This window comes from Ferroplasma sp. Type II (genome assembly GCF_000496155.1).
Genome location: NZ_KI542722.1, coordinates 24,433 through 45,563, shown reverse-complemented (window position 1 = coordinate 45,563; position 21,131 = coordinate 24,433). Strand labels below are relative to the sequence as shown.

Annotated in this window: 33 protein-coding genes and 1 tRNA gene; 5 read left to right on the top strand and 29 right to left on the bottom strand. The window is 40.7% G+C overall.

Going from position 1 to position 21,131, the window contains the following annotated elements; genetic code table 11:
• The 7 genes from AMDU4_RS07210 to AMDU4_RS07180 form a co-directional block, all read right to left on the bottom strand.
• Positions 1-772, bottom strand: a 772-nt coding sequence (locus AMDU4_RS07210) for a DNA methyltransferase (protein ID WP_021787323.1), incomplete at its 3' end; no start/stop codon positions are given.
• Between the two features lie 57 nt (positions 773-829).
• Positions 830-1,915 carry an AAA family ATPase gene (locus tag AMDU4_RS07205; RefSeq protein WP_021787322.1) on the bottom strand — a complete coding sequence of 362 codons (1,086 nt, stop codon included), beginning with the start codon at positions 1,913-1,915 and terminating at the stop codon, positions 830-832.
• A 263-nt stretch (positions 1,916-2,178) separates the two neighbouring features.
• A complete protein-coding gene (locus tag AMDU4_RS07200; protein ID WP_021787321.1) occupies positions 2,179-2,784 on the bottom strand; it encodes a recombinase family protein in 606 nt (201 codons plus the stop codon).
• 87 nt (positions 2,785-2,871) lie between these two features.
• Positions 2,872-3,084 (bottom strand): hypothetical protein, encoded by a 213-nt coding sequence (locus tag AMDU4_RS07195; RefSeq protein WP_290704521.1) that lies wholly within the window; start codon positions 3,082-3,084, stop codon positions 2,872-2,874.
• A gap of 166 nt (positions 3,085-3,250) precedes the next feature.
• A complete protein-coding gene (locus tag AMDU4_RS07190) occupies positions 3,251-3,649 on the bottom strand; it encodes a hypothetical protein (RefSeq protein WP_290704518.1) in 399 nt (132 codons plus the stop codon).
• A 122-nt stretch (positions 3,650-3,771) separates the two neighbouring features.
• Positions 3,772-4,044: a hypothetical protein gene (locus AMDU4_RS07185; RefSeq protein ID WP_021787318.1), complete on the bottom strand. Its 273-nt coding sequence runs from the start codon at positions 4,042-4,044 to the stop codon at positions 3,772-3,774.
• Positions 4,044-4,796, bottom strand: a complete 753-nt coding sequence (locus tag AMDU4_RS07180; protein ID WP_021787317.1) for a ParA family protein — start codon at positions 4,794-4,796, stop codon at positions 4,044-4,046. Before AMDU4_RS07180 ends, AMDU4_RS07185 begins: the two co-directional genes overlap by 1 nt.
• Before the next feature lie 184 nt (positions 4,797-4,980).
• Between AMDU4_RS07180 and AMDU4_RS07175 the strand changes: the two genes are divergently transcribed.
• A complete protein-coding gene (locus AMDU4_RS07175; RefSeq protein WP_021792168.1) occupies positions 4,981-5,229 on the top strand; it encodes a hypothetical protein in 249 nt (82 codons plus the stop codon).
• Between the two features lie 149 nt (positions 5,230-5,378).
• On the opposite strand, the gene AMDU4_RS07170 is transcribed toward AMDU4_RS07175, so the two are convergent.
• The 10 genes from AMDU4_RS07170 to AMDU4_RS07125 form a co-directional block, all read right to left on the bottom strand.
• Positions 5,379-5,654 carry a hypothetical protein gene (locus AMDU4_RS07170; protein ID WP_021787315.1) on the bottom strand — a complete coding sequence of 92 codons (276 nt, stop codon included), beginning with the start codon at positions 5,652-5,654 and terminating at the stop codon, positions 5,379-5,381.
• Between the two features lie 69 nt (positions 5,655-5,723).
• On the bottom strand, positions 5,724-7,466 hold the full coding sequence (locus AMDU4_RS07165) for a hypothetical protein (RefSeq protein WP_290704515.1): 1,743 nt from the start codon (positions 7,464-7,466) through the stop codon (positions 5,724-5,726).
• A 39-nt stretch (positions 7,467-7,505) separates the two neighbouring features.
• Complete coding sequence (locus AMDU4_RS07160) at positions 7,506-7,910, bottom strand: hypothetical protein (RefSeq protein ID WP_021787313.1); 405 nt, start codon at positions 7,908-7,910, stop codon at positions 7,506-7,508.
• Positions 7,911-7,912: 2 nt separating this feature from the next.
• A complete protein-coding gene (locus tag AMDU4_RS07155; protein ID WP_021787312.1) occupies positions 7,913-8,272 on the bottom strand; it encodes a hypothetical protein in 360 nt (119 codons plus the stop codon).
• Positions 8,265-8,444 carry a hypothetical protein gene (locus AMDU4_RS07150; RefSeq protein ID WP_021787311.1) on the bottom strand — a complete coding sequence of 60 codons (180 nt, stop codon included), beginning with the start codon at positions 8,442-8,444 and terminating at the stop codon, positions 8,265-8,267. Before AMDU4_RS07150 ends, AMDU4_RS07155 begins: the two co-directional genes overlap by 8 nt.
• Before the next feature lie 50 nt (positions 8,445-8,494).
• The gene (locus tag AMDU4_RS07145) at positions 8,495-9,205 is read right to left on the bottom strand and encodes a hypothetical protein (protein WP_021787310.1); all 711 of its coding nucleotides are present in this window, start codon (positions 9,203-9,205) and stop codon (positions 8,495-8,497) included.
• Between the two features lie 18 nt (positions 9,206-9,223).
• Positions 9,224-9,433: a hypothetical protein gene (locus AMDU4_RS07140; protein ID WP_021787309.1), complete on the bottom strand. Its 210-nt coding sequence runs from the start codon at positions 9,431-9,433 to the stop codon at positions 9,224-9,226.
• 10 nt (positions 9,434-9,443) lie between these two features.
• Entirely contained in the window at positions 9,444-9,656 is a 213-nt protein-coding gene (locus tag AMDU4_RS07135) for a hypothetical protein (RefSeq protein WP_021787308.1), read from the bottom strand.
• Complete coding sequence (locus AMDU4_RS07130) at positions 9,631-10,026, bottom strand: hypothetical protein (RefSeq protein ID WP_021787307.1); 396 nt, start codon at positions 10,024-10,026, stop codon at positions 9,631-9,633. Before AMDU4_RS07130 ends, AMDU4_RS07135 begins: the two co-directional genes overlap by 26 nt.
• A gap of 25 nt (positions 10,027-10,051) precedes the next feature.
• A complete protein-coding gene (locus AMDU4_RS07125; RefSeq protein WP_010917727.1) occupies positions 10,052-10,933 on the bottom strand; it encodes a hypothetical protein in 882 nt (293 codons plus the stop codon).
• A gap of 514 nt (positions 10,934-11,447) precedes the next feature.
• Between AMDU4_RS07125 and AMDU4_RS07120 the strand changes: the two genes are divergently transcribed.
• Entirely contained in the window at positions 11,448-12,827 is a 1,380-nt protein-coding gene (locus AMDU4_RS07120) for a transposase (protein ID WP_290704512.1), read from the top strand.
• A gap of 52 nt (positions 12,828-12,879) precedes the next feature.
• Here the strand turns inward: AMDU4_RS07120 and AMDU4_RS07115 are convergent, their stop codons facing one another.
• The 9 genes from AMDU4_RS07115 to AMDU4_RS07075 form a co-directional block, all read right to left on the bottom strand.
• The gene (locus AMDU4_RS07115) at positions 12,880-13,089 is read right to left on the bottom strand and encodes a hypothetical protein (protein ID WP_010917728.1); all 210 of its coding nucleotides are present in this window, start codon (positions 13,087-13,089) and stop codon (positions 12,880-12,882) included.
• A 3-nt stretch (positions 13,090-13,092) separates the two neighbouring features.
• On the bottom strand, positions 13,093-13,344 hold the full coding sequence (locus tag AMDU4_RS07110) for a hypothetical protein (protein WP_021787305.1): 252 nt from the start codon (positions 13,342-13,344) through the stop codon (positions 13,093-13,095).
• A 20-nt stretch (positions 13,345-13,364) separates the two neighbouring features.
• A complete protein-coding gene (locus AMDU4_RS07105; protein ID WP_290704510.1) occupies positions 13,365-14,012 on the bottom strand; it encodes a halocin C8-like domain-containing protein in 648 nt (215 codons plus the stop codon).
• Positions 14,013-14,304: 292 nt separating this feature from the next.
• Positions 14,305-14,559, bottom strand: coding sequence for a hypothetical protein (locus AMDU4_RS07100; RefSeq protein ID WP_021787302.1), 255 nt, complete (start codon positions 14,557-14,559; stop codon positions 14,305-14,307).
• 9 nt (positions 14,560-14,568) lie between these two features.
• Positions 14,569-15,096, bottom strand: coding sequence for a hypothetical protein (locus AMDU4_RS07095; protein WP_021787301.1), 528 nt, complete (start codon positions 15,094-15,096; stop codon positions 14,569-14,571).
• A gap of 7 nt (positions 15,097-15,103) precedes the next feature.
• On the bottom strand, positions 15,104-15,463 hold the full coding sequence (locus AMDU4_RS07090) for a hypothetical protein (protein ID WP_021787300.1): 360 nt from the start codon (positions 15,461-15,463) through the stop codon (positions 15,104-15,106).
• Between the two features lie 191 nt (positions 15,464-15,654).
• Complete coding sequence (locus AMDU4_RS07085; RefSeq protein WP_290704507.1) at positions 15,655-16,938, bottom strand: site-specific integrase; 1,284 nt, start codon at positions 16,936-16,938, stop codon at positions 15,655-15,657.
• Between the two features lie 55 nt (positions 16,939-16,993).
• A tRNA-Ala gene (locus AMDU4_RS07080) sits at positions 16,994-17,065 on the bottom strand.
• Positions 17,065-18,021, bottom strand: a complete 957-nt coding sequence (locus AMDU4_RS07075; RefSeq protein ID WP_021787298.1) for a replication factor C small subunit — start codon at positions 18,019-18,021, stop codon at positions 17,065-17,067. The genes AMDU4_RS07080 and AMDU4_RS07075 overlap by 1 nt, the downstream gene beginning before the upstream one ends.
• A 236-nt stretch (positions 18,022-18,257) precedes the next feature.
• On the opposite strand from AMDU4_RS07075, the gene purN reads away from it, so the two are divergent.
• Positions 18,258-18,866, top strand: a complete 609-nt coding sequence (purN, locus tag AMDU4_RS07070) for a phosphoribosylglycinamide formyltransferase (protein WP_021787297.1) — start codon at positions 18,258-18,260, stop codon at positions 18,864-18,866.
• Here the strand turns inward: purN and AMDU4_RS07065 are convergent, their stop codons facing one another.
• The 3 genes from AMDU4_RS07065 to AMDU4_RS07055 are packed head-to-tail and all read right to left on the bottom strand — an operon-like array spanning position 18,867 to position 20,350.
• Complete coding sequence (locus tag AMDU4_RS07065) at positions 18,867-19,430, bottom strand: LysE family transporter (protein ID WP_021787296.1); 564 nt, start codon at positions 19,428-19,430, stop codon at positions 18,867-18,869.
• A gap of 30 nt (positions 19,431-19,460) precedes the next feature.
• The gene (locus AMDU4_RS07060) at positions 19,461-19,760 is read right to left on the bottom strand and encodes a hypothetical protein (protein ID WP_021787295.1); all 300 of its coding nucleotides are present in this window, start codon (positions 19,758-19,760) and stop codon (positions 19,461-19,463) included.
• A gap of 44 nt (positions 19,761-19,804) precedes the next feature.
• Positions 19,805-20,350, bottom strand: coding sequence for a hypothetical protein (locus AMDU4_RS07055; RefSeq protein ID WP_021787294.1), 546 nt, complete (start codon positions 20,348-20,350; stop codon positions 19,805-19,807).
• Positions 20,351-20,434: 84 nt separating this feature from the next.
• Between AMDU4_RS07055 and AMDU4_RS07050 the strand changes: the two genes are divergently transcribed.
• Both AMDU4_RS07050 and AMDU4_RS07045 read left to right on the top strand, forming a co-directional pair.
• Positions 20,435-20,749 carry a hypothetical protein gene (locus AMDU4_RS07050; protein ID WP_290704504.1) on the top strand — a complete coding sequence of 105 codons (315 nt, stop codon included), beginning with the start codon at positions 20,435-20,437 and terminating at the stop codon, positions 20,747-20,749.
• A gap of 5 nt (positions 20,750-20,754) precedes the next feature.
• Entirely contained in the window at positions 20,755-21,105 is a 351-nt protein-coding gene (locus tag AMDU4_RS07045) for a hypothetical protein (RefSeq protein WP_021787292.1), read from the top strand.
• Positions 21,106-21,131: the final 26 nt, after the last annotated feature.

Below are 21,131 nucleotides of genomic sequence, written 5' to 3'. Positions count from 1 at the left end.
AAGTATCCTCAATTGGATAACCCTCACCTTCGGGTTCAACTCCGTCTCTTCTTTTATACCCCTTGGGATATTTGATATATTGTTTATTAAAAATAAAGTCGTTTGGATTTTTTGTATAATATAAGATAACGTCGTGGTTTCTTATCCAGTTAGAAGCTTTTGACTTGTATCCAGAGATCCATCCAATTCTCCATATTATTTCACGTTGAAATTTTCCAGATCTGAAAACTTCATCTAAAACCACTTTGACGTAATGACTACGTTTTTCGTCAAGATGAATATATATACTACCATTATCTGATAATATTTCTCTCAAAAATATGAGTCTTTTTCTTAGAAATTCAACAAATTCTGCCCCGCTTAATTTATCAGAGTATGCTTTTTCCCCGTTTCTACCAGAGAAGTCTTGAGTCGTTGCAAATGGTGGGTCAATATATACAAGTTTCACACCTTCTGTCCCGTCTTTGTTTTTTAACTTGCCATCATATTTTAGCTTTAGCAAAAATTTCAGTGCTTGAAGATTATCTCCAGAAATAAGCATGTTATTCCAATCTTCATCTGATATTTTTCCGAATTGCATTACGGGCTGGAATGGCATTGCCATCGTGTCTGCTAGGATATCTTCTTCCCTTTCCTTTATGCCGTATTTTAACTCAATCTCTTTTGGCTCTTCTTTTGGCGGAAATAGTAAATTCTTGAAAGTCTCAGGTATCCTCTCGTTTTTCTCAATCCTAGCTATTAACTCTCTCTTTAATTCACCATCAAGCTGCATTTTATCCCTCTTTAAAGATCGGTCATCTATTCCTTATTTGAAATAGATAACCCATACTCATAGCCTCTTTCTTAGCTCTCCAGATACAATAGACTCATCCGATAATAATATTTGTGACTCCATTGTATAATATCTGCCTATCTTCTTCTTGATGAGCGTGATGAGACCAAGATTCTGCAGGTAGTTCACGCTCTGGAAGAACGTTGACTTGCTCACTCCTCTGAGGAGCATGTTGCCTGACGCTGAAACTTCGGAATATGCCCTGTTAGTATCCTGGTTCTTGATCAGGGCTGCCAGTATCAATAAGTCCCGGTCTCCAAGGTTCTTCAGTGTTTCGCCCTCCACTTCCACATAGGCCTGCTTCAGGGCAGTTCTTACGGAATCATCGTCCCACTTGTTCAGCCTGCCGATAATTTCCAGTGCCTTGATGCCTATCCTTGCATCGCTCCTGTAGTCCCTCACAAGCATCGCCGACAATAAACCCAGAGACTCCTTGTCGTATTTGTTAAGGCCCTCGTCAGCCCTCATCTTCAGTATCTCCCTGATCTCATCTGAACTGTATTCATGGAATACGATGTGATCCGGCTGCAAAGAGCTCTTGACGCTCTCATCGTTCATGTCTTTGTACCAGTACACCTTCTGCGTTAAGAGGATAAGATTGGCCCTGGTGTGTCTGGTTAAGTGATACAATATGTCATAGTCCTGGAGAAAATCGACTTCGTCAAGGATAACGATGGATTTTCCGGAAAGCATGGAATCGAACCTGCTCTTCACCTCATCGATGTCGTGGCCTCTGCTGTCAATTCTCGTTAGCTTGCGGTAAATCTTTATGGATGTGGGGTTTTCTCTTGCGTTTACGTAGAAAAACGGTATGGATTTGCTTTCCCTGAACGCAGATGCTATTGTCAGCGCGCTAAGGGTTTTTCCTGAGCCCTTGGAACCATATATGATTATGTGCCTTGGAAGGTTCAGGTTCACATAATCAGCAAGGTCGTTTGTTACCTTGTTCAGTTCACTTCTTATGAGGATTCTTGGCGGCTTGAAGTCCATGTCGAAGATTATTGCACTCTTTATGTTGCTCGTCTCTTTGGCTCTCTCCTTCACCTTCTCCTCCACAAACGATATGGGATCTTTCATGGACATTGGATTACCCTTGCAGCTATTTGATTGGACACGCAAAATTCTTAAGACTTCCGAACGAGCCGAATATCGCAGTGTTGCAAAATGGTAATTTCATATCTTGGAGAGAGAGTGTGAGAAAACGAGTGAGGCTTCCAGATAAGATGATGCTGTTCAAAAAATAACAAAATTCCATTTTTCTGGTATGTTATGTTCATTGTATCAGTTATATAATATATATAAGAAAACCGCTGACGCGTTCGGCGACTCTCTCTCTTTCTGGTCAGTTAGTGGTTTTCCCTCAGAATCCTCAGTATCGGAGTGGTGGAGCATTCAAGGGACTTCGCTATGGCTCTTGCTGATAATCCCTTTTGCTTTAGTTCGATTACTTTTCTTCGGTCTATGAAGGTGCCGCTTCTGGTCTTCAGGGGAGGTCTTCCGAATTTGACACCCCTGATCTGTGCCTGTTCCCTGCCTGCCTTTGTTCTGGAATTGATCATGTTCCTCTCAAATTCAGCGAATGCGCCCAGAATCTGCAGGAGGAGCCTACCATTAGGTGTTGTGGTATCTATGCCTGGGTCATTGACGCTGACGAATCCTACGCCATTCTGGTCAAGGTATTCAAGGGTTTTCAGCAGATCTGATAAAGAGCGGGCAAACCTGTCTATCTTGGAAACAATAACAATCTGGGGCATTCTGTCGAGCGATTTGAGCATCCTCTCGAATTCTGGCCTCAGCGTATTCTTGCCTGACTTCGCCCTGTCTTCAAATATCTCCAATTCGTAGCCTTTCTGGCCTGTATACTTGCTGATTGCCTCCTTCTGCCTCTCATTTGAGCCCTGCCTGACCTCTTCTATGGTGCTTGCCCTGACATAGGCAAAAGCAAGTGTCATTTAAATCATAGAATTTAGGGACGCATATGTTATTAAAATCCAGTGTTTAGTAGCGTTACTAAAATTACAAGTTTAGTGACAGTTATGTTATGAGCTATTGCTTTTCAAGGCTCTTCGTTTTGAGTATCTTCTTAGAAGCGCCAAAACTCCAATAACCCAGAGAGCAGCGTAGAATACAATGTTTACCAGTGAATTAGAGTTCATGTACTTAAACAGGTAGTAAAGGCCAACCGTCAAAGCCACCAGACCCAATACTGCGATGGAAGTGGAAATGACAAAGTATTCTCTCCGGTTTAACATTTGAGGCATAAACCCTCCCTTTCCAGCGACTTTGCGGTTATCTCAAGGTTGCATGAATTGTGTTGGCTGCACCATTCCTGACATTTTTTTACGTCTGACTTATACTTGTAATGAAGTTTGCAAATTTCACATTGGTAGATGCCTGATTGTTGCTCTTTCACAATTATCACTTGCCCATTTTTCCAAGGTTTTCCCTGGTTCCCTTTAGGGCACGAAAAATACGCTCCTCCTTTGGTGTATGCTCGCCTATTATTGAGAAAAATTCATCATCGGTGTCTATCTTTCCTTGGAGATAAAGGTCTGAGGCTTCCTTCAGCTTCTGTTTATATTCGTCAGTGTCGGAATCATCCACTATAGTGCTATAAGTGAACTTAGGTTTGGAGCTGGAAACAAAACTTCTGCCCCAGCCAGTCTTAAACCTGATAGACTGCCAGGTAATTACCACAGCAGCGAAGGTTAAAGCATCAAACAGATAGTAAAGCGGTGTGTAAAATGGTGATGAACTTGGTATGAAGTAGAGAACTGAAAAGAGGACAAAGAAGTCGACAACTGCCACTATTATCAACGGAATCCAGCGTGTAAATCTACCTGAGAATGTCATTATCTCCCCTCTACTCACATAAGGCATATAATGCCTTGATCGTTAAACACTCGATCATTTTAGAACTTTACGTTAGTGGTTAACCATCACTTTGTTAACCGTTTTCGGATTTCAGTTTCTACGATTTCCATGTCTTTGCCCTTCTCCTCAGATATCCTGTTAAGATCGTTGCGCCATTTCTTTATGAGTTCTTCATTCCCGAAGTATTTCGCGAACCTTCTGTACGTTTCATACTGCTTTTCAGTGACTTTAAAGCCTATAGTCTTCGTGTATCTCACCACTGCTTCGCTTGTTTCTGCACCAGAGTGCGTGTTCTGTGATATGAGACTGTCCAATCCTCTCTTCTTGATATCTGCCATCATTTCACCTTGACTATTCTTTCAATTTCCCTTGCAAGTGCAATATATGACTTTGAAGCAGGCGCGGTTTTCCGATATCTCACAACAGGAGAGCCTACCATTGTGGAATCCGTTATCGTCACATTCCTTGGGATAACTGTCTTAAGCAGGTTCTTTGAGTAGTGTTTCTTGACATCTTCAAGAACCTCTTTGGACGACCGCGTCCTTGAATTGAACATCGTAATAACCAAGCCAAGCAGTTTCAGGTTTCTTGATAGCCTCGAATTCACGAGTTCTATGACTCTCATGAGTTGGGTTAATCCCTCCAAAGCGAAGAATTCTGCCTGCACTGGTATAAGCACGTAATCTGATGCAACTAGCGAGTTGATTGTGAATATACCCAAGCTTGGTGGTGTGTCTATGATGATGAAGTCGTATTTTCTGGATATCCTCTTTAGCTCGTTATCAAGGATGTATTCACGGCCAATCTTTCCGGTTAGCTCTACCTCTGCGCCTGCAAGATCGATTGTGCTGGGAACTATATCGATTCCATCCTTTCGGATGATTGCATCCTCAATCCTGCCGTTGAGCATAACATCGTATATTGTGTGCTTTTGGTTCGCTTTGTTGATACCAAAATGAGTGGTTAGATTTCCCTGCGGGTCGATATCAACCAGAAGCACCCTGTGTTTCTTTGCAAGCAAAGCTCCCAGGTTCGCTGCAGTTGTCGTCTTTCCGCAACCTCCCTTCTGGTTGGCAATGGAGATGATCATTGATTGAACTTGGAAGCAAAGAGTTATAAGTTTATGGTTAACCTTTTTGGATTAACGGTTAGCGGTTAATTCATAAAACGAGCTTGTTTTATTCAACAGCATAGGTTCCTAAAATTCCTCACCCCGTTTGTATTTTCTGAATGCCTGGATACCACCTTGAATTACCAATCTGACAAGTCCAGCTATGAAGGAAAGAACTGCAAAGACGATCAATGGACCCCATACCACAAAGGTAGCATCCATAGAAATGGCTACCAAAGCGAGAGGAAAGAAGAACAAAGTTACTGCAAGACTCATAATCCCAGTCCTAAAGAACCATCCATATTCACGCCTCATAAGGAATAATGTGCCAAACATAATGGCAATCATTGAAAATACAATTGGGAAGACCAATGGAAGGCGAGCAATAAAAGAAGAGCTAAAATTTAGATGAATTGAAAGATATATAGATAGGTAAACTAGTCCCAACCCAATCAGATAAGACACCATCGCATAGAAAGGATGAATTTTATTGGTAGGGTGAATTGAAACCACTTAGATCAACTCTATTAACCTGTTTTTGCGTACGGTTACGATACCTGTTTATCTCTTTCCAGGCCTGTTGTTCCAAATGTTGCCTGCTCTTTCCTGCAACTTTCCACTCCTAGCTCCCAGAATTGTACCAACAAAAACTAATATCACGGATATAACGAATGCCAGCAATCCATACAGGAAGAAATTAGCCCAAATAACAGTTGCCAGATTTGAACTTCCATAGTAATTTCTGATTAACCAGCCTGACACCATTACAATCAATGACGCTATGAAGAGAAATGTCCCAACAGTCATTACCCGGTTTATAGGATGAAATCCAACCATTTATTCACCTATTCATGTTAGGTCTTTAGACTATATATATCCATAACTCAAGGAAAAGAGGATAGAAGGCTATGATAACACTCCCTTTTCAGGCTCTGTTAGCATCTCTCTTAATGAATCCATTGTCATTACCATGACTCTTTCTCCAAGTCCCTTATATTTGTCTATAAGCTCCCTGTTGGGAACAACAATTATCACCCTCAAGTTAGTTCCCACTATTCTTTCTTTCAAGTCTTCCATGCTATGCTTCAAGCCCGTCTCGATTTCCACCATGAAGAAATCTGTCTCTATGTCAAATGCTCCTCTTTCTCCGGTGGTCGATATCCTGTTTACGGATACACCAAGCTCGTTTAGGATGTCAACTGCCTGGCTCTGCATTCCTGTGTGGAGATTAGAGAGGTTGGGGCTCTTCGAATAGTACATAACGATTGGTTTGCCATCCCTGAGGTATTTGACCCTGCCAACTTCATTGTTGTTCTTCATTTCTTCAAGAATGGTCTTTATTCCGAGTTTTGCCTGATCCTTGCTGATTCCGTATTTCGCCGATATTTCCTTTCCCATTTCGGTTGCATAGGACATTCTTTCGCTGAGAATCTGCAGAATCTCCTCCTTGTAGTCTATGTCCTTCCCTCTCCCTCCGGCTCCCTCTTCCATCCTTTCTTCCCTGACCGCTGCAAGAATCTTCTGCGTTTCTCTGTATTCATTGCCGTCGGAAATGTATGTCAGCACCGGAGTGAACGCCTGGCTCTCAGGGAATTCTATGTCCGTGAACTGTCTAGGCTGCAGCACTGAGACGGAAAATCTTACAAGCTGGTTGTAGGACAGAATCTGCAGGTCTGCATCTCCCAACTTGAAAGTGAACTTCGTGCCGAAGTTTGCCCTCATCTCCGGCAGTATGTCGATAAGATTCTGCGTTATTATCCACAGCATTCCCTTGTCCCTTATCTCGCGGGACATAACATCAAGGATGGTGTGATATGACTTGGTAAGCCTGTGGGCCTCGTCAATGCATATGAGAGCGTCTTTTCTTTTGCGCTCTTCCATTTCCCTGTATATCTGCCTCAGCATAAGCTCGGCATAAAAGTTCTGGGCCTGCTTTGTCGGCAACGTTGAGAAGTCGAACACGGTGCTCTCATTCGCAAGTTCGACATTCCCCATGTCCTCTATGACCAGTGATTTGACGTTCTGCTCTATGGCGTTGAGCGTTTCAATCTGGTTCTTCGATGCGGATTTCCTCTTCTCGCCGATCGTTTTCATGAAGCTCCTCCAGTCTGAGCTCTGCGACGCTATCTCCTGCAAAAAGGCAGGAGTCTGCTGCAGCTGTATTCCGGAGCTTACTTTCTCACCGAAAAATGCCGTCATATAGGCCTCGGAGAAGGCGTTTATGTCCCTGAATGGATTTGGCAAACACTCTTTTGCATCTATCACTGGTATTCCAAGGTGTACCTCATGGTCATCGGGCTTGAATGAGAATATTATTCTCTGCCTGTCCTCGAATTTAGAGAGCAGGTGCATGGTGAGGTAGCTCTTTCCCTGTCCGGAAACGCCCGTAATTGATACGTTCCTGTTTCCCTTATGCTCAATGTAATCCCTGAGATTTGTCGCTTTTGCTGAGCATTCATCTCGCTTGAACTTGCCTCTTTCCATATCGGGAATGATGATGTATGCAATTGTTGTGTGGCCGGCAAAGCGCTTCAGTCTCCTTGACAGGTCGTAGAACATTCTTTCCTGATTCCTCAGCGGCAGCTCAATGAGGGGTTTGGAAAGCACCCTTCTTGCATTTATTAGCTCAGAGAAGCCATATTCTCTCATAACCCTATTCTGGTCTTCCAAATATTTATTCATATCCGGCTACCTTTTTATTATGTATCGTCTGTGAGGATTGAGCGTAATTGTGTAATGTTCCACCTTTACAGTGCGCGTTTCTACCAGGTATACGAGGGCAATGATCCCTATGATCCCTGCGAGAACTATGGAGTATTCCAGGCCCAGAACAAGGTAGACCAGGCAAGCGGGAATTCCGAATATCACTGCAAAAATGATGACGTATGCGAGGAGTACGAGAGCACAGTACAGCAGGACAAGGGCTCCTATGAAAGCCAAAATAAAGCCTGCTATTCCTATAGTCTCGTAAAACAGGTTTCCCGAAATTGTCATCGCAAGCAGCAAGGACCAGAGACTCTGCCATACCATGCCTGTTACAAATACGGCAACGGCGGTGATCAGGAATCCGAAGGTTGCTGCATCTTCGTCCATGATTACCTCTGCGCCCTGAATCTCCTGTTCGGGGTCAGCGTCGCGGATATTGAGGCTTCTTCGCGTTTAAATATGAGGCCACGTCTCGTTATCACTAGATCCATTCTCAATACAGGATTCGATTCGTATTCCACGTAGCTTATGTCGGGATTCCGCTCCATGAACTCCCTGATGGCTGCGATCTGTCTCCTGTCTTCGAGCTCATACTGGTTTACCGTGTTCCCGATTATGGTCTCCTGCAATCTCTCAAGAGTGCCTTTCTTTTGCGGATTGGCAATCTCATATCTTACTATTTCAGGCTGGGAGCCTTCAAAATATTCAGGCTCACTGCCGTTCACAACCACTCTTCTCATTTTACTCATTTTCATTTCCTCCATGGAAGAAAGCAAGCCATGTCTGCGCCTTTGCCAGGAATTCTTCTTTGGCAAGAATGTCCGGCTCTGAAAGCAGTACCCTGGTCAGCAGATGATCCGGGAATTTCTTTGCGAAGTTTGCCTTCAGTTTTGCAACACTGACTCTTCTGGCATCTTCCATACATATGTATTGAGAAGAGCGGCTTTATCCTCAAAAGATAGGATTAAATACTAGGGAACTGCATCTTTTCTTCTCTTCCCGTAGGCAAAAGGAAAGCCTTTCCAGTCTTTGTACTCGTTGGCATCAAGTTTTCTTCTGAAGAAACCGTAGTAGGTTCCGCAGTTCAGGCAGTAGTATTCAGAGGTTTCCATGAAATTTCTTGCAAAAAACAAGAACTCTGCCTTGTTCATATCCTTAAGGACGTTCTTGAACTTGCATCTTCCACAAAAAAACACAGTTTTCAGTCTTCTGCTTTCATCAGTGCCATAGTAAAGGTTGGCTACCTTAACCCACATTGAGAATAGCTCGGATATCTTCTCCTTTGTAAGGAGATCGTCATGTAGAATGAACTCCCTGTTGACAAAATACACTTTTTTGTTCTTATGGATGTCATACTCAACATTGAGCATTCTCCACTTCTTCGCGAGACCATTGATGTGGTTCCAGTAAAACTTTCTGTCCTTTCCAAATTCTTCCTGAAGTTTATCAATCAGCTTGGCTTGTATTGGTGTAATTCCAAGAAGGTTGAAAATATTGAGGATTCCAATAACCCTGGCATCCCAGATGTCGGGTAGAGTGTAGTAGAATATGCTCCGGAATCCTTCTACAAAATAGTTAGCCCATATCTCGTTCTTAGGAAGCTCTTTCGGTATCTCCAACTTGCTTGTTAAAACGGCATTTTCATTATAGTTTTTACGCTGAGAAACATGCAAAGATTTCATTGTGATCAGCAATCAAAATCAAGTTGACCTCTTTTCATCCTCAGCGCTAATACCACTTGATGAAATGGACAGTGCAACAAAATGAGCACTGTTTCCAACTACATAGGCCATGTCGAAAAAGTAGAGAGAGTCAGAGACGTTCTTTGACATGAATGCCATAATATTGATTATCAAAACAACAAATGATACGGTGATCACAAGAATGATATGATATTTGTAACGATTCATAAGTGCTCTCTTAGTCTTTTGGTCGTTTGTTCCTTTTGACCAAGTATGCATCTAGAAGGAAATATATTCCCGCAAGAATGGAGAACGATGCAATTACCGTTCCAAAAGACTCACTGTTATGAACGATAAATAATGAGGATAAATCTGCAATACCTGAGATAAGGAATATGCCTCCAAGAACTAAAAGAAATACTGCCCTAATTCTTTGCTTTTCTGTAAGCACTTAAACCACCCTGAATGAATAATCTAACCATCGCAGCGAAAATTAACATTATACCAATTACAAATGAACCTGCCCATACTAAGGATTTTACTCCCAAGTAAAATGCTAGAATACCGAACGAAAATAAAGTGATTCCACCAACTAAACTCATCATGCCAGTTCTGAAAAACCAAGGGGAGTCTTTTTCCATTATAAAAATAACTGCCACACCAATAGAGGCTATGGAAAAAACCAATGGCAAAACTATTGGCAATGCCGATATGAAATTTCCATTAAACTTTAGGTTGTTAGATAGAAATATTGACACATATAGAAGAGCTAAACCAACAATATAAAAAAGAAGGGACTTATAGATGTTCTCATATCGCATATTTACTTCCCTTTTCTCAATCTTATTAAGCCCCAGTGCAACATTGAATTACATTATACGCATCCTCAGTGCACTCTCCTGCTTTATAAATACAATAGGCACACGCAAGAACATCAAGACTAAAGCATATAAGACAAGCAGGCAACGTTAAAAAATCAAAGCAAGCTGCAAGACAATCTGGTAAAACTAGACACTCTGCGCATATCTCCTCAATGTCAGGAACACTAAGAACGCAATCCGTGAGACTCAATGCATTCTCCAGGCAACATGTAAAATTAAAATCCATTAAGGTCACCTTGTAAGATAGTTCCATCACATCAATTGCCTTCAATTTATTTCGATTGCTTTCATATGCTTCAGGAAATGCGCTCAGAAGAGACTCCATTTTACTGTAAATCCACTTTCTCTTTTCTGAGGCACCATTATCTAATTTATTTATAACAAAACTTAAGTCCTTTGCAACCGATAAAAAGTCTCCGTTATAATTTATGCTTATAGGTAAAGCGAAAAGGTCAACATGGGTTGGGTCCTTTGGTGAAACGTTGATAGATAGAAACAATGCACCTTTGTTGTTTTCAAGTGGAACTATATTCCCTTCTAAGTATATTATGGCCTCATCATCGGCAATCTCAAAGTATAATGAATAAGCTTTTCCAGACTGAGATATTTTTTTCTCTGAAAGTTCATAATCCATCTCTCGAAATGATAGGGTGTAATTTTGAGTTTTATCAGAAAAAATTAGAGAAATGTTTTTCACACCGCTATTAGCAAACGTTTGAGGCGTTTGAATTTTTGGGGAGATCTTTCTAGGTTTCTTGTAAGTAATAACCTCAGTTTTTATTTCATCTTTATCCTTTGTCACTCGTACTACTTCTGACATTGTGAGTTCCTGCTTTCTGCTACCCATAATAAAAGAAGCAAATCATCTTATATAAATATATTCACATTTATTAGCAAACCCTGTGGTTCAGAGCATTTTTTAATATATAGAAGATGCGCCGGGATTTGATTAACGTTTTGAGGGGATACTTACCAAAATAGCACAATCTGCTCTGTAGCACATTAGTCACATTTCAAAGGTTATTACAGGTATTACTTGTTACAAGTGTAACATTTTGGGGGCAGTGTCTTTTAGTTTAATAGGAATTACTGCTCTTCCAGAAGCTCCACCATCTGCTTATTGATTCCTTTCCTATCCTCCCGTTCATTTCGTGAGAAAACGTGAGACCGCTGTACTTCATTCCAATAGTCATAGTCTATTCTGCTATTCCTCCTTTCTTTTTTGATTAATCCTTAACTCCACGTTTTTTGTGTAATAGGGAGCACATATTCCCGTACTTCAATATCCGTAGAATGCCTGTTGTATGACTTCTCTGCTTATTAGCGGAAGATTCATATACATATTACGTATACTACGTAATATGGCTGAACTACCGGAATGGGTTAGAAAATACAAGACAAAGGGTGTTGAGATCCGGGTTTCCGGACCGAATTACTATGCCTATGAGATGAGCAGTAAATGGAATCCGAAGAAGAAGAGGGCGGACAAGATAACTGGAGAGTATCTCGGTGTTGTTACCAGGGAGGGAATCGTTAAGCCCCGTTCCATAGGAATGGTCAGAACAGATTACGAGTACGGGAACATTGCACTTCTCCATGGAATAGCAGATAGGACAATCATACCTGTCCTCAAGGAGATATATCCCACCATGTGGGAACGCATCATCTCGTATGTCATATTGAGGAATATACAGCCATTGCCCATGAAATCCATACACTATCTATACGAGAAGACATACCTCTCTAAAATTATGGGTGAGAGCATGTCTCCAGATTCACTGTCAAAAATGCTCTCTTCGCTTCCGGAAGATCAGAGCATAAAGGTCATGCAGAGTCTGACTGAGAAGGGTGAATACGTTCTCCTGGATTCAACAGCAATATTCTCCCGTTCAGAAAACCTGTCATTCCTTGAACTGGGACACAATTCAAAGGGCATGCATCTTCCACAGATCAATGTGATGATGCTCTTCTCATCAACGAGAACCATGCCCACCTTTGTCAGGATACTGCCGGGATCCATAGCGGACGTTTCCGCCATGGCAAACACAATTGACATGGCCGGTGTTGAAAGATGTGTCATAGTCGCTGATAAGGGATTCTTCTCTGCTGATAATGTGGACAAACTTAAGAAGAGACATCTCAGCTACATCATACCCCTGAGGAGAAACTCATCACTCATACCGGAACCTGAACACTTCATGGGTGTGTTCAGCTATGACGGGAAACCCGTGAAGTACTGGAAGCGTGAGAATGATGTTTACGTGTTTGAAGATCCTGTTCTGCGATCTGAGGAGGAGAAGGACTTTCTCCTGAGAATTGAAGAGAATAAAAGAAGCAAGAAACAGTATGATGAAAACGAGATCAATTTTGGAAAGCTGTACCTTTTTTCAGATCTCAATGAGGAACCTGAGAGAATATATCGCCTGTATAAACAGAGAGAATATGTGGAATACGCATTCAATGTGTACAAGAATGATCTGGAGGCGGATAGATCATACCTCGGGGATGACCACATGCTTTTCACATACATGTTCCTCAATCTTCTGTCGCTGTACCTTCACTTCCAGATTCTCAACATACTGGATGGAAAATACAGCGTCAGGGATGTTCTGCTGATACTGTCAAGGATCAAGATGTACCAAATGGAAAAGAGTGAGATCATGAGCGAGATACCTAAAAAAGCAAAAGATCTGGTATCATATCTGAAGATTGATCTTAGCATATTACGTAAAAATGCTTGAGTTAAGGATTAATACCATCTATTTCCACAACCCCTCATACTTTTCTTTCAGGTTATTGAGTTCCTGTCCTCCGCTCAAATTTGATACTGTTTTCAAGATAGCGGTAAACAAAGGCAAGAGCAATCATTATCACTAATGAAGGCAACGCCGCATACAGTGCAAAGTCCCTGAAACTAAGATAGGCATTTGCTACAAGCACATAAACTATGAAAAATATGGCCATCCCACCTATGATATACCTGTGAACGTGTTTTGAAACCATTTTTCACTTCCTCTTTGAATTTTCAAAGAGTTCTCTCATTCTCTCTTGTCTTGAACCGCTTTTTAGGCTTTTTATATATCCGACTGTTCCCACAATTACGATTACCGGTAACAAACCCAGATCAATAAAGGCCAGAACATGTGAATGTATGACCATTATCGCAATTGCTCCGATTAATAAAAACGCTATGAAGAGGAAACCTGCGATAAGACTCAAATAACTAACTGGTTTATGATATTTTACCACTATAATCATCCCACGTTAATGTAAACTATCTAGCATACACCTACCTTTTGGCATATGTACTCGGCTCCCACGCTACAACCGTAATCTGTTATTTCCTCTATTGCCAGGGCGCAGAGAGAGGCACAAATTGATAGACAGATAAGGTAACCGATTAAGGTTTCAACAAATAATAAGCAAATATCTCCTGCTCCCGCAACACATACGTCCGCACATATCTCATCCGAAGGTATGCCGTCTGCCAATTCCTCGCATATTTCCTTAACTAATGCCTGACAAATGTCGCATTGAATAGATGGATCATTGCTTGAGTATGTTTTATTTGATACCACTAATGTTGTGTCTATCGGTTTACTATTCCCGCAACAAGCTTTTCCCTCACTAATTCCTACAATTTTTAGCTTTGAATCATTTATATTCTTTTCCATTGTATTTATGGAGTATGTTGCTTTCCCAATATTTTTTCCATCGAATATAGTATAGTTGATTGTGTGATTACCGTTTACATCTCCTTTCAATACTTGCGTTCCTTGAATTAGTTTTGGTTTCTCTCCCTCAATCTCTATAAAGATAGAGGCTTGCTGGATTCTTGCTCCCTTTTCCGTGCTTTCATCAAAATGAAGCACCTTTACGCTCTTAATTTTCTTTGCCATAAGGCTAATAATCAAATCATCATACATATATATATTCCTATTTTGTATGCGGTCAGTCTTTTGTGACATACCCTTATGTCCACTTCATACGGAGCCTTGAAATTAAAGGAAATAGTAACAAAATAGAAGATTTAGTTTTTGCTTAATTGAATTTTGCCCAATACATAACAAGAAAGTCGGTGAAATACAAGCTACACGTACGAAAATAGCAAATTCATTTATTGGGAAATAGTAGTAAGCAACTTGGTCATAAATGAAAACGGCTATAACGAAAGTGAGTATGATGTATCGAGGTAAGTTTGATTGCATCCAGTTCGCCCTACTGTTTTTTCCCAGATTTTCCAAATATTTCACTTGTTCTCTTTTGGAGTTTACCACTTTTTGCTCCTAGGATAAGGCCTATAGCGAGAACTACCAATGAAATCAGGAATGCCAGTCCTCCGTAGAGAAATGTATAAGCAAGAACAGTTCCGTTGGAGTGAAAGACTGCCCCGATTGCCAAAACTACAAGGGATACAATAAAAAGTACCGTTCCTACGGTAATTGTTCTATTTATAGCATGAAATTTTACCATCGCATCATCTCATTTATAATCATTCTTGAATTTCTTAATGAAGTCAAGCATTTGTTCCTCCTTCGATCCATGCTTTCCAATATAGTTGTAAAAGCCTTCCTCGTCTAATTCTCCGGCGATATACTTATTCGCAGCTTCGTTAAGTTTTCTTGTATGTTTTGTTGTTCCGTAAGGCTTCCTGATGAACAGATTACTGTATTCTACGGTCTTTCCGTCAGGGGATTTTACCGCACCTGGCAGATCAGAGAGAATATCGTGATCAGTTTTCCACATTCTGGTACCCTGAATCCTATTTTGTCTCACCACTCTTGTGAAGCCCCCTGAGCCGAGTATTCCAATAACCGGATTTACTCCATAATCTCGAGTCCTGAAAGCACCATATAAAAGAAGTGAAAGACCTATCCCAAATGGTACAAAGAATCCAAGAAAAGAACCAAGATAACTGTATATTAGTATCTTTGGATACTTTAGAGAGACCACGAGATCGACGATCATTATTGCGATACCAACACTCACGTATGCCAGCCTATATCTCATCGAGATTTCACCTTAAATTATATGAAAGATCTTTGTTAGCAGTTGTAACCCTGCCATTTGAGTTCAGTCCGCTTCCCTCAACATGGACAATTTTCTTCCCATTGATTGTGTCAATGTACTTTGTCTTGAATTTATTGGTTATTGTTTTCCCGCTATGCTGTATTACGTATGTAATCGAGGCATTTGATGAAGTTTCTCCTTCGATAATATACTTCCAGTTAAGGATTGCTCCAGGGCCCTCTTTAAATTGCACGACCGTAACTCCCTCGGTTACGTTTGTTGCTCCTACCTTGTAGGTCTCAGTATGTGGCACGCTTATTTTAGTAATTTTCCTGCCTTTTGCATCAAAACAATTACTGCAGCTCATAATTTATGAAAAAAATCATTGTATAAAAATGTTTTCATATTATATATTGCGGCATAAGAGCATAGAAATAATCGCATGTTTCTGCTTTTGTCACTTTAGCTAAAGGAGTTATGTTTATTACTTTCATGCATAATGCGAACGAGAGCCTATAACTCTATGTACTTTCATTTATCGAAACCTATATAGTCGGACTAAAACGGCATTTTCATTATAGCCTTTCCGTTGGGCAAAACAGCCTGAAACTCGTATCCTTCGCCGAGGAGCTTTTCTATCTCATTCATGGGAACGAGCTTCTGCTTTGAGCCATTGCTTGCCATTGCTCCTGCGACCTTGTCCCTGAGGAGCTTCTGGAAATCCTCTGTGCTTGTCTCTGCAAGATTCATCTTGTCGATTTCATCCTGCCTGTATCCTACAGCAGAAAGCAGTTGCTGCTGCAAATACAGCCTTGCGTTTTCCTCGGATACATCGCTTATCCTAGTTTCAAGAAACTTTGTGGATTTGCTGTAAGATTCCCTAATTTCATCGATGATATCCGGCGGCAATCGCTTGTTTGTTGAATAGCGGGCCTCAATGTCGCCCTTGTGGCCCATGATGAACTGTCTCCAGGGATGCGATATGAGGCCTCTTGACTCTGCAATATCCAGAGCTGTTGAGAAATAAGCTCTCAATACATAAGGACGCATCATCAACCCTGCCTGCTCTATGGCTTCCCTTATGTCCCTCGTTACAAGGGTTGTCCTCAAAAACGCATTCTTCTTGACGCCTCTGACATCGAACTGCAATAATGGAGATTCATAGGTAATCTCTTCTCCATGCTTTCTTCGCTCTTCTAGATATTCCTTTATGTAAGTCGTACCTTCTTCTCCGATGAAGCTGAAATACTGGTGTCTGGCCTTGCTCAGCTTGCTCTTGACCATAACAGTAGCGGGAATCTTGTCAAACTGTATTTCATCTGACAGCTTCAGTTCCTTGAGGTCACCAAGCCTGAGGCCGTCCGTGCCTTCATAGTCGCCAAGAGATTCCGGCCGTAGCCCGGAGAATGCCATGATTGCTATGGCTACCCTGCCTCTTGAGGTAGCCTTCCTCAGTATCCTTGCCAGTTCCTCCTTGCTCGGAACTCTCTCGTTAACGATTGTGGGTGTTTCGTTTTCCCCGGATATGTTAACGGTTAACTGCAAACGGATATCGTTAAACTTCAGCCATGATAAAATGACCTTCTTGAACCTTGCAATGTATGATCCTGCCTTGCCCTCCTTCTCAAGCTTCCTGACAAAGTCCGTGAATTCATACCTGAAATCCTTTTCATTAGCTCTGGCTTTCTTCAGGATTTCCTTTGGTGTTATATTGGTAAGCTCGCAGTAATGTCCTAAATTCCTCAAAGCTACTGTTGCCGTTAAGACAGATTTCGCTTTCAGGTTCTCAAACCATCTTCGTACATCATCGTCCAGAAGCAGTTCTCTATACTTCGGTTGCATGGTCATGAGAACATAACGAATAGTGGCATAAAAGGTATTCGATTAATAGATTAAATGGACCGGTCGGGATTTGAACCCGAGCCCTCTTGCTTGCGAAGCAAGCGATCTACCGCTGATCTACCGGCCCTAGTTGATCTCACTGCCGATATATGACAATTTGGCCAGAAGTGCATCCATCTGTATATTGTCTGTGCCCCCTTCAACTATCCTGAACTCAGCCTCGGCCAGTGCCATTATGATTTCAAGCTTCTGCTTATATGCAATCTGCTCGCTTCTTATGGATGAGTGCATACCTTTTATTATATCTATTCCTGATAAACCATATTCTATGAGCATCTTGTCAAGATAGTTCCTGGCATCGTTGAAATTGCCCTCTATGGCCATATTAATAAGATTCTTATACTCGTCCCTGTTAATTTCCCCGGATATTTCATAGATTGTTGTTGCAGTAATTTTGCCAGATAATTTTACGGCCTGCAGGATATTTATGGCCTTTCTCATATCCCCGTCTGAAATTTCATATATTGCATCAAGGGAATCGTCATCGATTTCAAAACCCTCATTTTTTGCTATTTCTTTCAGCCTGTTTTTCATTGATTCCCGGTCAATGGGCCTGAATCGGAGTACAACGCATCTTGACTGTATGGGCGGTATGATTTTTGATGAATAGTTGCATGAAAATATAAAACGGGTTGTATTGTAAAACATTTCCATGGTTCTCCTCAATGCTGCCTGGGCATCTCCTGTAAGGTGGTCTGCCTCATCCAGAAATATAATTTTGAATCCCAGATCATTGGATGGCCGTATCTTGGCAAAATTCTTTATATTGTCCCTTATAATATCAATACCACGGTCATTTGATGCATTTAATTCCATAAAATTTTCCTTCCATGAATCACCGAAGAGTGAAATAGCAAGGGCTATGGCAGTGGACGTTTTACCTGTTCCCTGTGAACCTGCAAATATAAGATGAGGTATATTTCTATCCTTTACATAGGCATTCAATCTGCTAATGTTTTCTTTTTCGCCTATGACATCCGAGAGTTTATTTGGCCTGTATTTTTCCGTCCAGATATTTAACATACTTTTTTTTGATAATTACTTTACTTATAAATCTATCTATACGCCAGAAGCACTATTTCAACGTGCTAGTGACTATTGATAAATATACGTTTCTCACACCTTCAGTCTTCTCTATTTCAGATATGCACTCATTCGTTGTTTTTCCACATAATTCCAATGTAACTATGGCTAAATGATGACTGAATTAACATTGTACCATATGAAATAATTTTTAAAACAAAAGGCAATGACATGCCATGTATAATATTGTTGTGCTTGCCTCCGGAAATGGATCAAATTTTCAGGCTGTCATAGATGCAATAGACCATGGTGTCATAAATAATGCAAGGATATCTAAATTAATATGCAATAACAAAAGGGCTTATGTACTGCAGAGGGCAAGGGAAAATGGCATAGCCTCCGTTCTTGTGGATACTAAAAAGGGAGATTACAACAGCATCATATCCGCTATACTCAGTGCCGAAAATCCAGATCTTATACTCCTGGACGGTTACATGAGAATAATTCCTGATTATATAATAGATGCTTATCCATTTAAAATCATTAATCTTCATCCATCACTCCTGCCTGCATTCGGGGGCATGGGATATTACGGAAGCAGAGTCCACGAGGCTGTCATAAATTCTGGAACAAGGTATTCAGGATGCACAGTACATTTTACCACAAAGGATGTTGACAACGGGCCAATAATAGACCAGAGGGTGGTAGAGGTATGTGACCATGAAACACCAGAATCACTGGAAAAAAAAATACATGAAGAGGAGCACAAATCACTGGTATTCTCAATAAATTTGCTCATCACTAAAAGGTATACCATAAATGGGAAAAGAGTTATAAGGGAATAATTATCCTATAATCAGTACTGTTCCCACGTATAGTATATAAATGGCAAAGCCGAATATTATGGTGGCAGAGCCAATTTTAATGTACTTTTCATATCCTGTCCCGAAACGCCATATTACATAGGGAAATATGGATATCCAGATAACTATTCCAGAGAATAATCCTGTGACCGAAAATATGCTCAGCTCCTTCAAAAGGAAAAATCCTGCGGTGAACCACCATATTATCTGAAAAGGATTTGTAAGCCCCATTGAAAGCCCTAAAAAGTAATTCCCCTTTCTTGTTTTTGATGGCATTCTGGATCTCAGGACAGATAATCCAAGGTAAAGCATAAATATGCCACCTATGATGTAAATAACCTTCAATATGGCCTCAGTTATAATGCCATTCGTAAGATATACTATGAAAAAAAGAATTGAATCCGCAGTCATAGCACCAAATCCCACTCCCATGCCGTGAAGGCGTGATTTGAGTGATTCATTGGCTATGACGGAATTGACAGACCCGGGAGGTCCGGCAAGTGATAGGCCCAGTAAAATCCCAAGACCGTATTCGTAAATAAACATCTGTGGAGATATTATAACACTATTTTAAAATTATAGTAATGCCATATTTTTTAAAACAACATATCCTGCTGCAAGATCCTCAAGGCCAATACCCAGGCATTTAAAAACCGTTTTGTTCCTATTGTACTTATCCGGATTTACCACAAACTCACCCAGTGTGATTATTTTCTTCCTGTCCCTTATATCGCTTATTTCTGACGATTCCATTTCAGACTGTGCTGAATTTTCCTCTATTAGGATCTGGGAGTTTTCCATTACGTCCTTATCTGCTTCTCGGGATCCAAGGACATTGGAACCTATAAGATTTATATGATATTTCTCAGGCAGCATTGAATAGTTGAATATGGGTTTTTTTGTGTCTGTAGCAGACGCAATTACATCCGAATCCAGAAGGCAAGAAAGGTCTTTACAGGTTCCACCTTAATGGAAGATTTCTGTGCAAATTTCCTTGCATGGTCAAAAGTTCTGGAGTATACATATGCATTTTCCAGATGATAAAATTCTGAAATTGAACTCAGTTGTGATTCGGCCTGAAACCCTGAGCCGATAATGGTGTAATTAATTGCTTTCTTTTTTACCAGCATTGATGTGACCATTGCAGAAATAGCTCCTGTCCTTATCTGCCCCAGTACATTTGCATCTATTGCATAAAGCCTCTGAGGGTCTGCTGTATCAAATATAATGACAAAAAATCTGTACCCATTTTTCCCGAATATGTATGTTTTCAAACCGGCTATTCCACGTTTTTCATAGAATGCGGGCATGGTGCTGAACACAAAGTCTTTTCCATTTATCCTGTCACGTGGGCTTGAATCAGATTCTCCTTTACCATATGAAATGAAGGCCTCCCTGAGTTCATCAGCACATTCTCTTACAGGAAGGTTGTTTTTAACGTCACTGTCATCTATATAGGTTATCATGGATTAACATAGAATTTTTATATTAAAAGTTTGCCGGCATATTGATTTGTAATATCTTAATTAATGTTGGGGCAATAATAATACATGATCAGGGTGGGCATGATAGTACCGGCCAACAACGTGGCGCTGGAATATGATATGTACAGAATGGCATCTGAAAACATGAGTTTCCATTCCACAAGAATGAGGCCTTCCAGAAACTGTGAGCCCGATAATCCTGAAAAATTCAGGAATGAACTAAAACAGGCCTATGGATTATTGAAAAGGTCATCAGATGTGATAGTTTATGGCAGGACCTATGGAACACACAAAAATGCGGGAATAATAAGAGAAGTATTCGGCATGGATGTCATCATACCGGAAGAGGCTGTAATAGAATATCTTCAGGAGTCTGAATAAAAGCAATGTGGCTCGGAACTCCATACATAAAAGAAAGAACAGATGAGGAAAAGGCGTATTTTGCCGGGAAGGGGTTTAACGTTACAGGATCCTGCGGCCTGAATAAGGTATATGCACTTGATATAGCAGATACAGAATTAGATGAAATCAGGGCAATGATAGATAAAAATATTGATAGTGTTAAAAATTCCGAAATAATTTATATCTCATGCACTGCAATGACCACCTCAAAAATTCTGGATAAATTAAGTATAATATACAGAAAACCGGTTATATCAGAAAACTCAGCCATACTGTGGAAGATATCCCGGATAACCGGAAATCCAGTAAAAATACCAGGATTGCAGTATATTTGATTTAATGCTAAATTATTTTACTATGA

Bases quoted from the DNA above. Each gene is read 5' to 3' on its own strand.
- AMDU4_RS07205 (WP_021787322.1), bottom strand. From the start codon at position 1,915: ATGTCCATGAAAGATCCCATATCGTTTGTGGAGGAGAAGGTGAAGGAG.
- AMDU4_RS07200 (WP_021787321.1), bottom strand. From the start codon at position 2,784: ATGACACTTGCTTTTGCCTATGTCAGGGCAAGCACCATAGAAGAGGTC.
- AMDU4_RS07195 (WP_290704521.1), bottom strand. From the start codon at position 3,084: ATGTTAAACCGGAGAGAATACTTTGTCATTTCCACTTCCATCGCAGTA.
- AMDU4_RS07185 (WP_021787318.1), bottom strand. From the start codon at position 4,044: ATGGCAGATATCAAGAAGAGAGGATTGGACAGTCTCATATCACAGAAC.
- AMDU4_RS07180 (WP_021787317.1), bottom strand. From the start codon at position 4,796: ATGATCATCTCCATTGCCAACCAGAAGGGAGGTTGCGGAAAGACGACA.
- AMDU4_RS07175 (WP_021792168.1), top strand. From the start codon at position 4,981: ATGAAGGAAAGAACTGCAAAGACGATCAATGGACCCCATACCACAAAG.
- AMDU4_RS07170 (WP_021787315.1), bottom strand. From the start codon at position 5,654: ATGGTTGGATTTCATCCTATAAACCGGGTAATGACTGTTGGGACATTT.
- AMDU4_RS07165 (WP_290704515.1), bottom strand. From the start codon at position 7,466: ATGAGAGAATATGGCTTCTCTGAGCTAATAAATGCAAGAAGGGTGCTT.
- AMDU4_RS07160 (WP_021787313.1), bottom strand. From the start codon at position 7,910: ATGGACGAAGATGCAGCAACCTTCGGATTCCTGATCACCGCCGTTGCC.
- AMDU4_RS07155 (WP_021787312.1), bottom strand. From the start codon at position 8,272: ATGAGTAAAATGAGAAGAGTGGTTGTGAACGGCAGTGAGCCTGAATAT.
- AMDU4_RS07150 (WP_021787311.1), bottom strand. From the start codon at position 8,444: ATGGAAGATGCCAGAAGAGTCAGTGTTGCAAAACTGAAGGCAAACTTC.
- AMDU4_RS07145 (WP_021787310.1), bottom strand. From the start codon at position 9,205: ATGAAATCTTTGCATGTTTCTCAGCGTAAAAACTATAATGAAAATGCC.
- AMDU4_RS07140 (WP_021787309.1), bottom strand. From the start codon at position 9,433: ATGAATCGTTACAAATATCATATCATTCTTGTGATCACCGTATCATTT.
- AMDU4_RS07130 (WP_021787307.1), bottom strand. From the start codon at position 10,026: ATGCGATATGAGAACATCTATAAGTCCCTTCTTTTTTATATTGTTGGT.
- AMDU4_RS07125 (WP_010917727.1), bottom strand. From the start codon at position 10,933: ATGGGTAGCAGAAAGCAGGAACTCACAATGTCAGAAGTAGTACGAGTG.
- AMDU4_RS07120 (WP_290704512.1), top strand. From the start codon at position 11,448: ATGGCTGAACTACCGGAATGGGTTAGAAAATACAAGACAAAGGGTGTT.
- AMDU4_RS07115 (WP_010917728.1), bottom strand. From the start codon at position 13,089: ATGGTTTCAAAACACGTTCACAGGTATATCATAGGTGGGATGGCCATA.
- AMDU4_RS07110 (WP_021787305.1), bottom strand. From the start codon at position 13,344: ATGATTATAGTGGTAAAATATCATAAACCAGTTAGTTATTTGAGTCTT.
- AMDU4_RS07105 (WP_290704510.1), bottom strand. From the start codon at position 14,012: ATGTATGATGATTTGATTATTAGCCTTATGGCAAAGAAAATTAAGAGC.
- AMDU4_RS07100 (WP_021787302.1), bottom strand. From the start codon at position 14,559: ATGGTAAAATTTCATGCTATAAATAGAACAATTACCGTAGGAACGGTA.
- AMDU4_RS07095 (WP_021787301.1), bottom strand. From the start codon at position 15,096: ATGAGATATAGGCTGGCATACGTGAGTGTTGGTATCGCAATAATGATC.
- AMDU4_RS07090 (WP_021787300.1), bottom strand. From the start codon at position 15,463: ATGAGCTGCAGTAATTGTTTTGATGCAAAAGGCAGGAAAATTACTAAA.
- AMDU4_RS07085 (WP_290704507.1), bottom strand. From the start codon at position 16,938: ATGCAACCGAAGTATAGAGAACTGCTTCTGGACGATGATGTACGAAGA.
- AMDU4_RS07075 (WP_021787298.1), bottom strand. From the start codon at position 18,021: ATGTTAAATATCTGGACGGAAAAATACAGGCCAAATAAACTCTCGGAT.
- purN (WP_021787297.1), top strand. From the start codon at position 18,258: ATGTATAATATTGTTGTGCTTGCCTCCGGAAATGGATCAAATTTTCAG.
- AMDU4_RS07065 (WP_021787296.1), bottom strand. From the start codon at position 19,430: ATGTTTATTTACGAATACGGTCTTGGGATTTTACTGGGCCTATCACTT.
- AMDU4_RS07060 (WP_021787295.1), bottom strand. From the start codon at position 19,760: ATGCTGCCTGAGAAATATCATATAAATCTTATAGGTTCCAATGTCCTT.
- AMDU4_RS07055 (WP_021787294.1), bottom strand. From the start codon at position 20,350: ATGATAACCTATATAGATGACAGTGACGTTAAAAACAACCTTCCTGTA.
- AMDU4_RS07050 (WP_290704504.1), top strand. From the start codon at position 20,435: ATGATCAGGGTGGGCATGATAGTACCGGCCAACAACGTGGCGCTGGAA.
- AMDU4_RS07045 (WP_021787292.1), top strand. From the start codon at position 20,755: ATGTGGCTCGGAACTCCATACATAAAAGAAAGAACAGATGAGGAAAAG.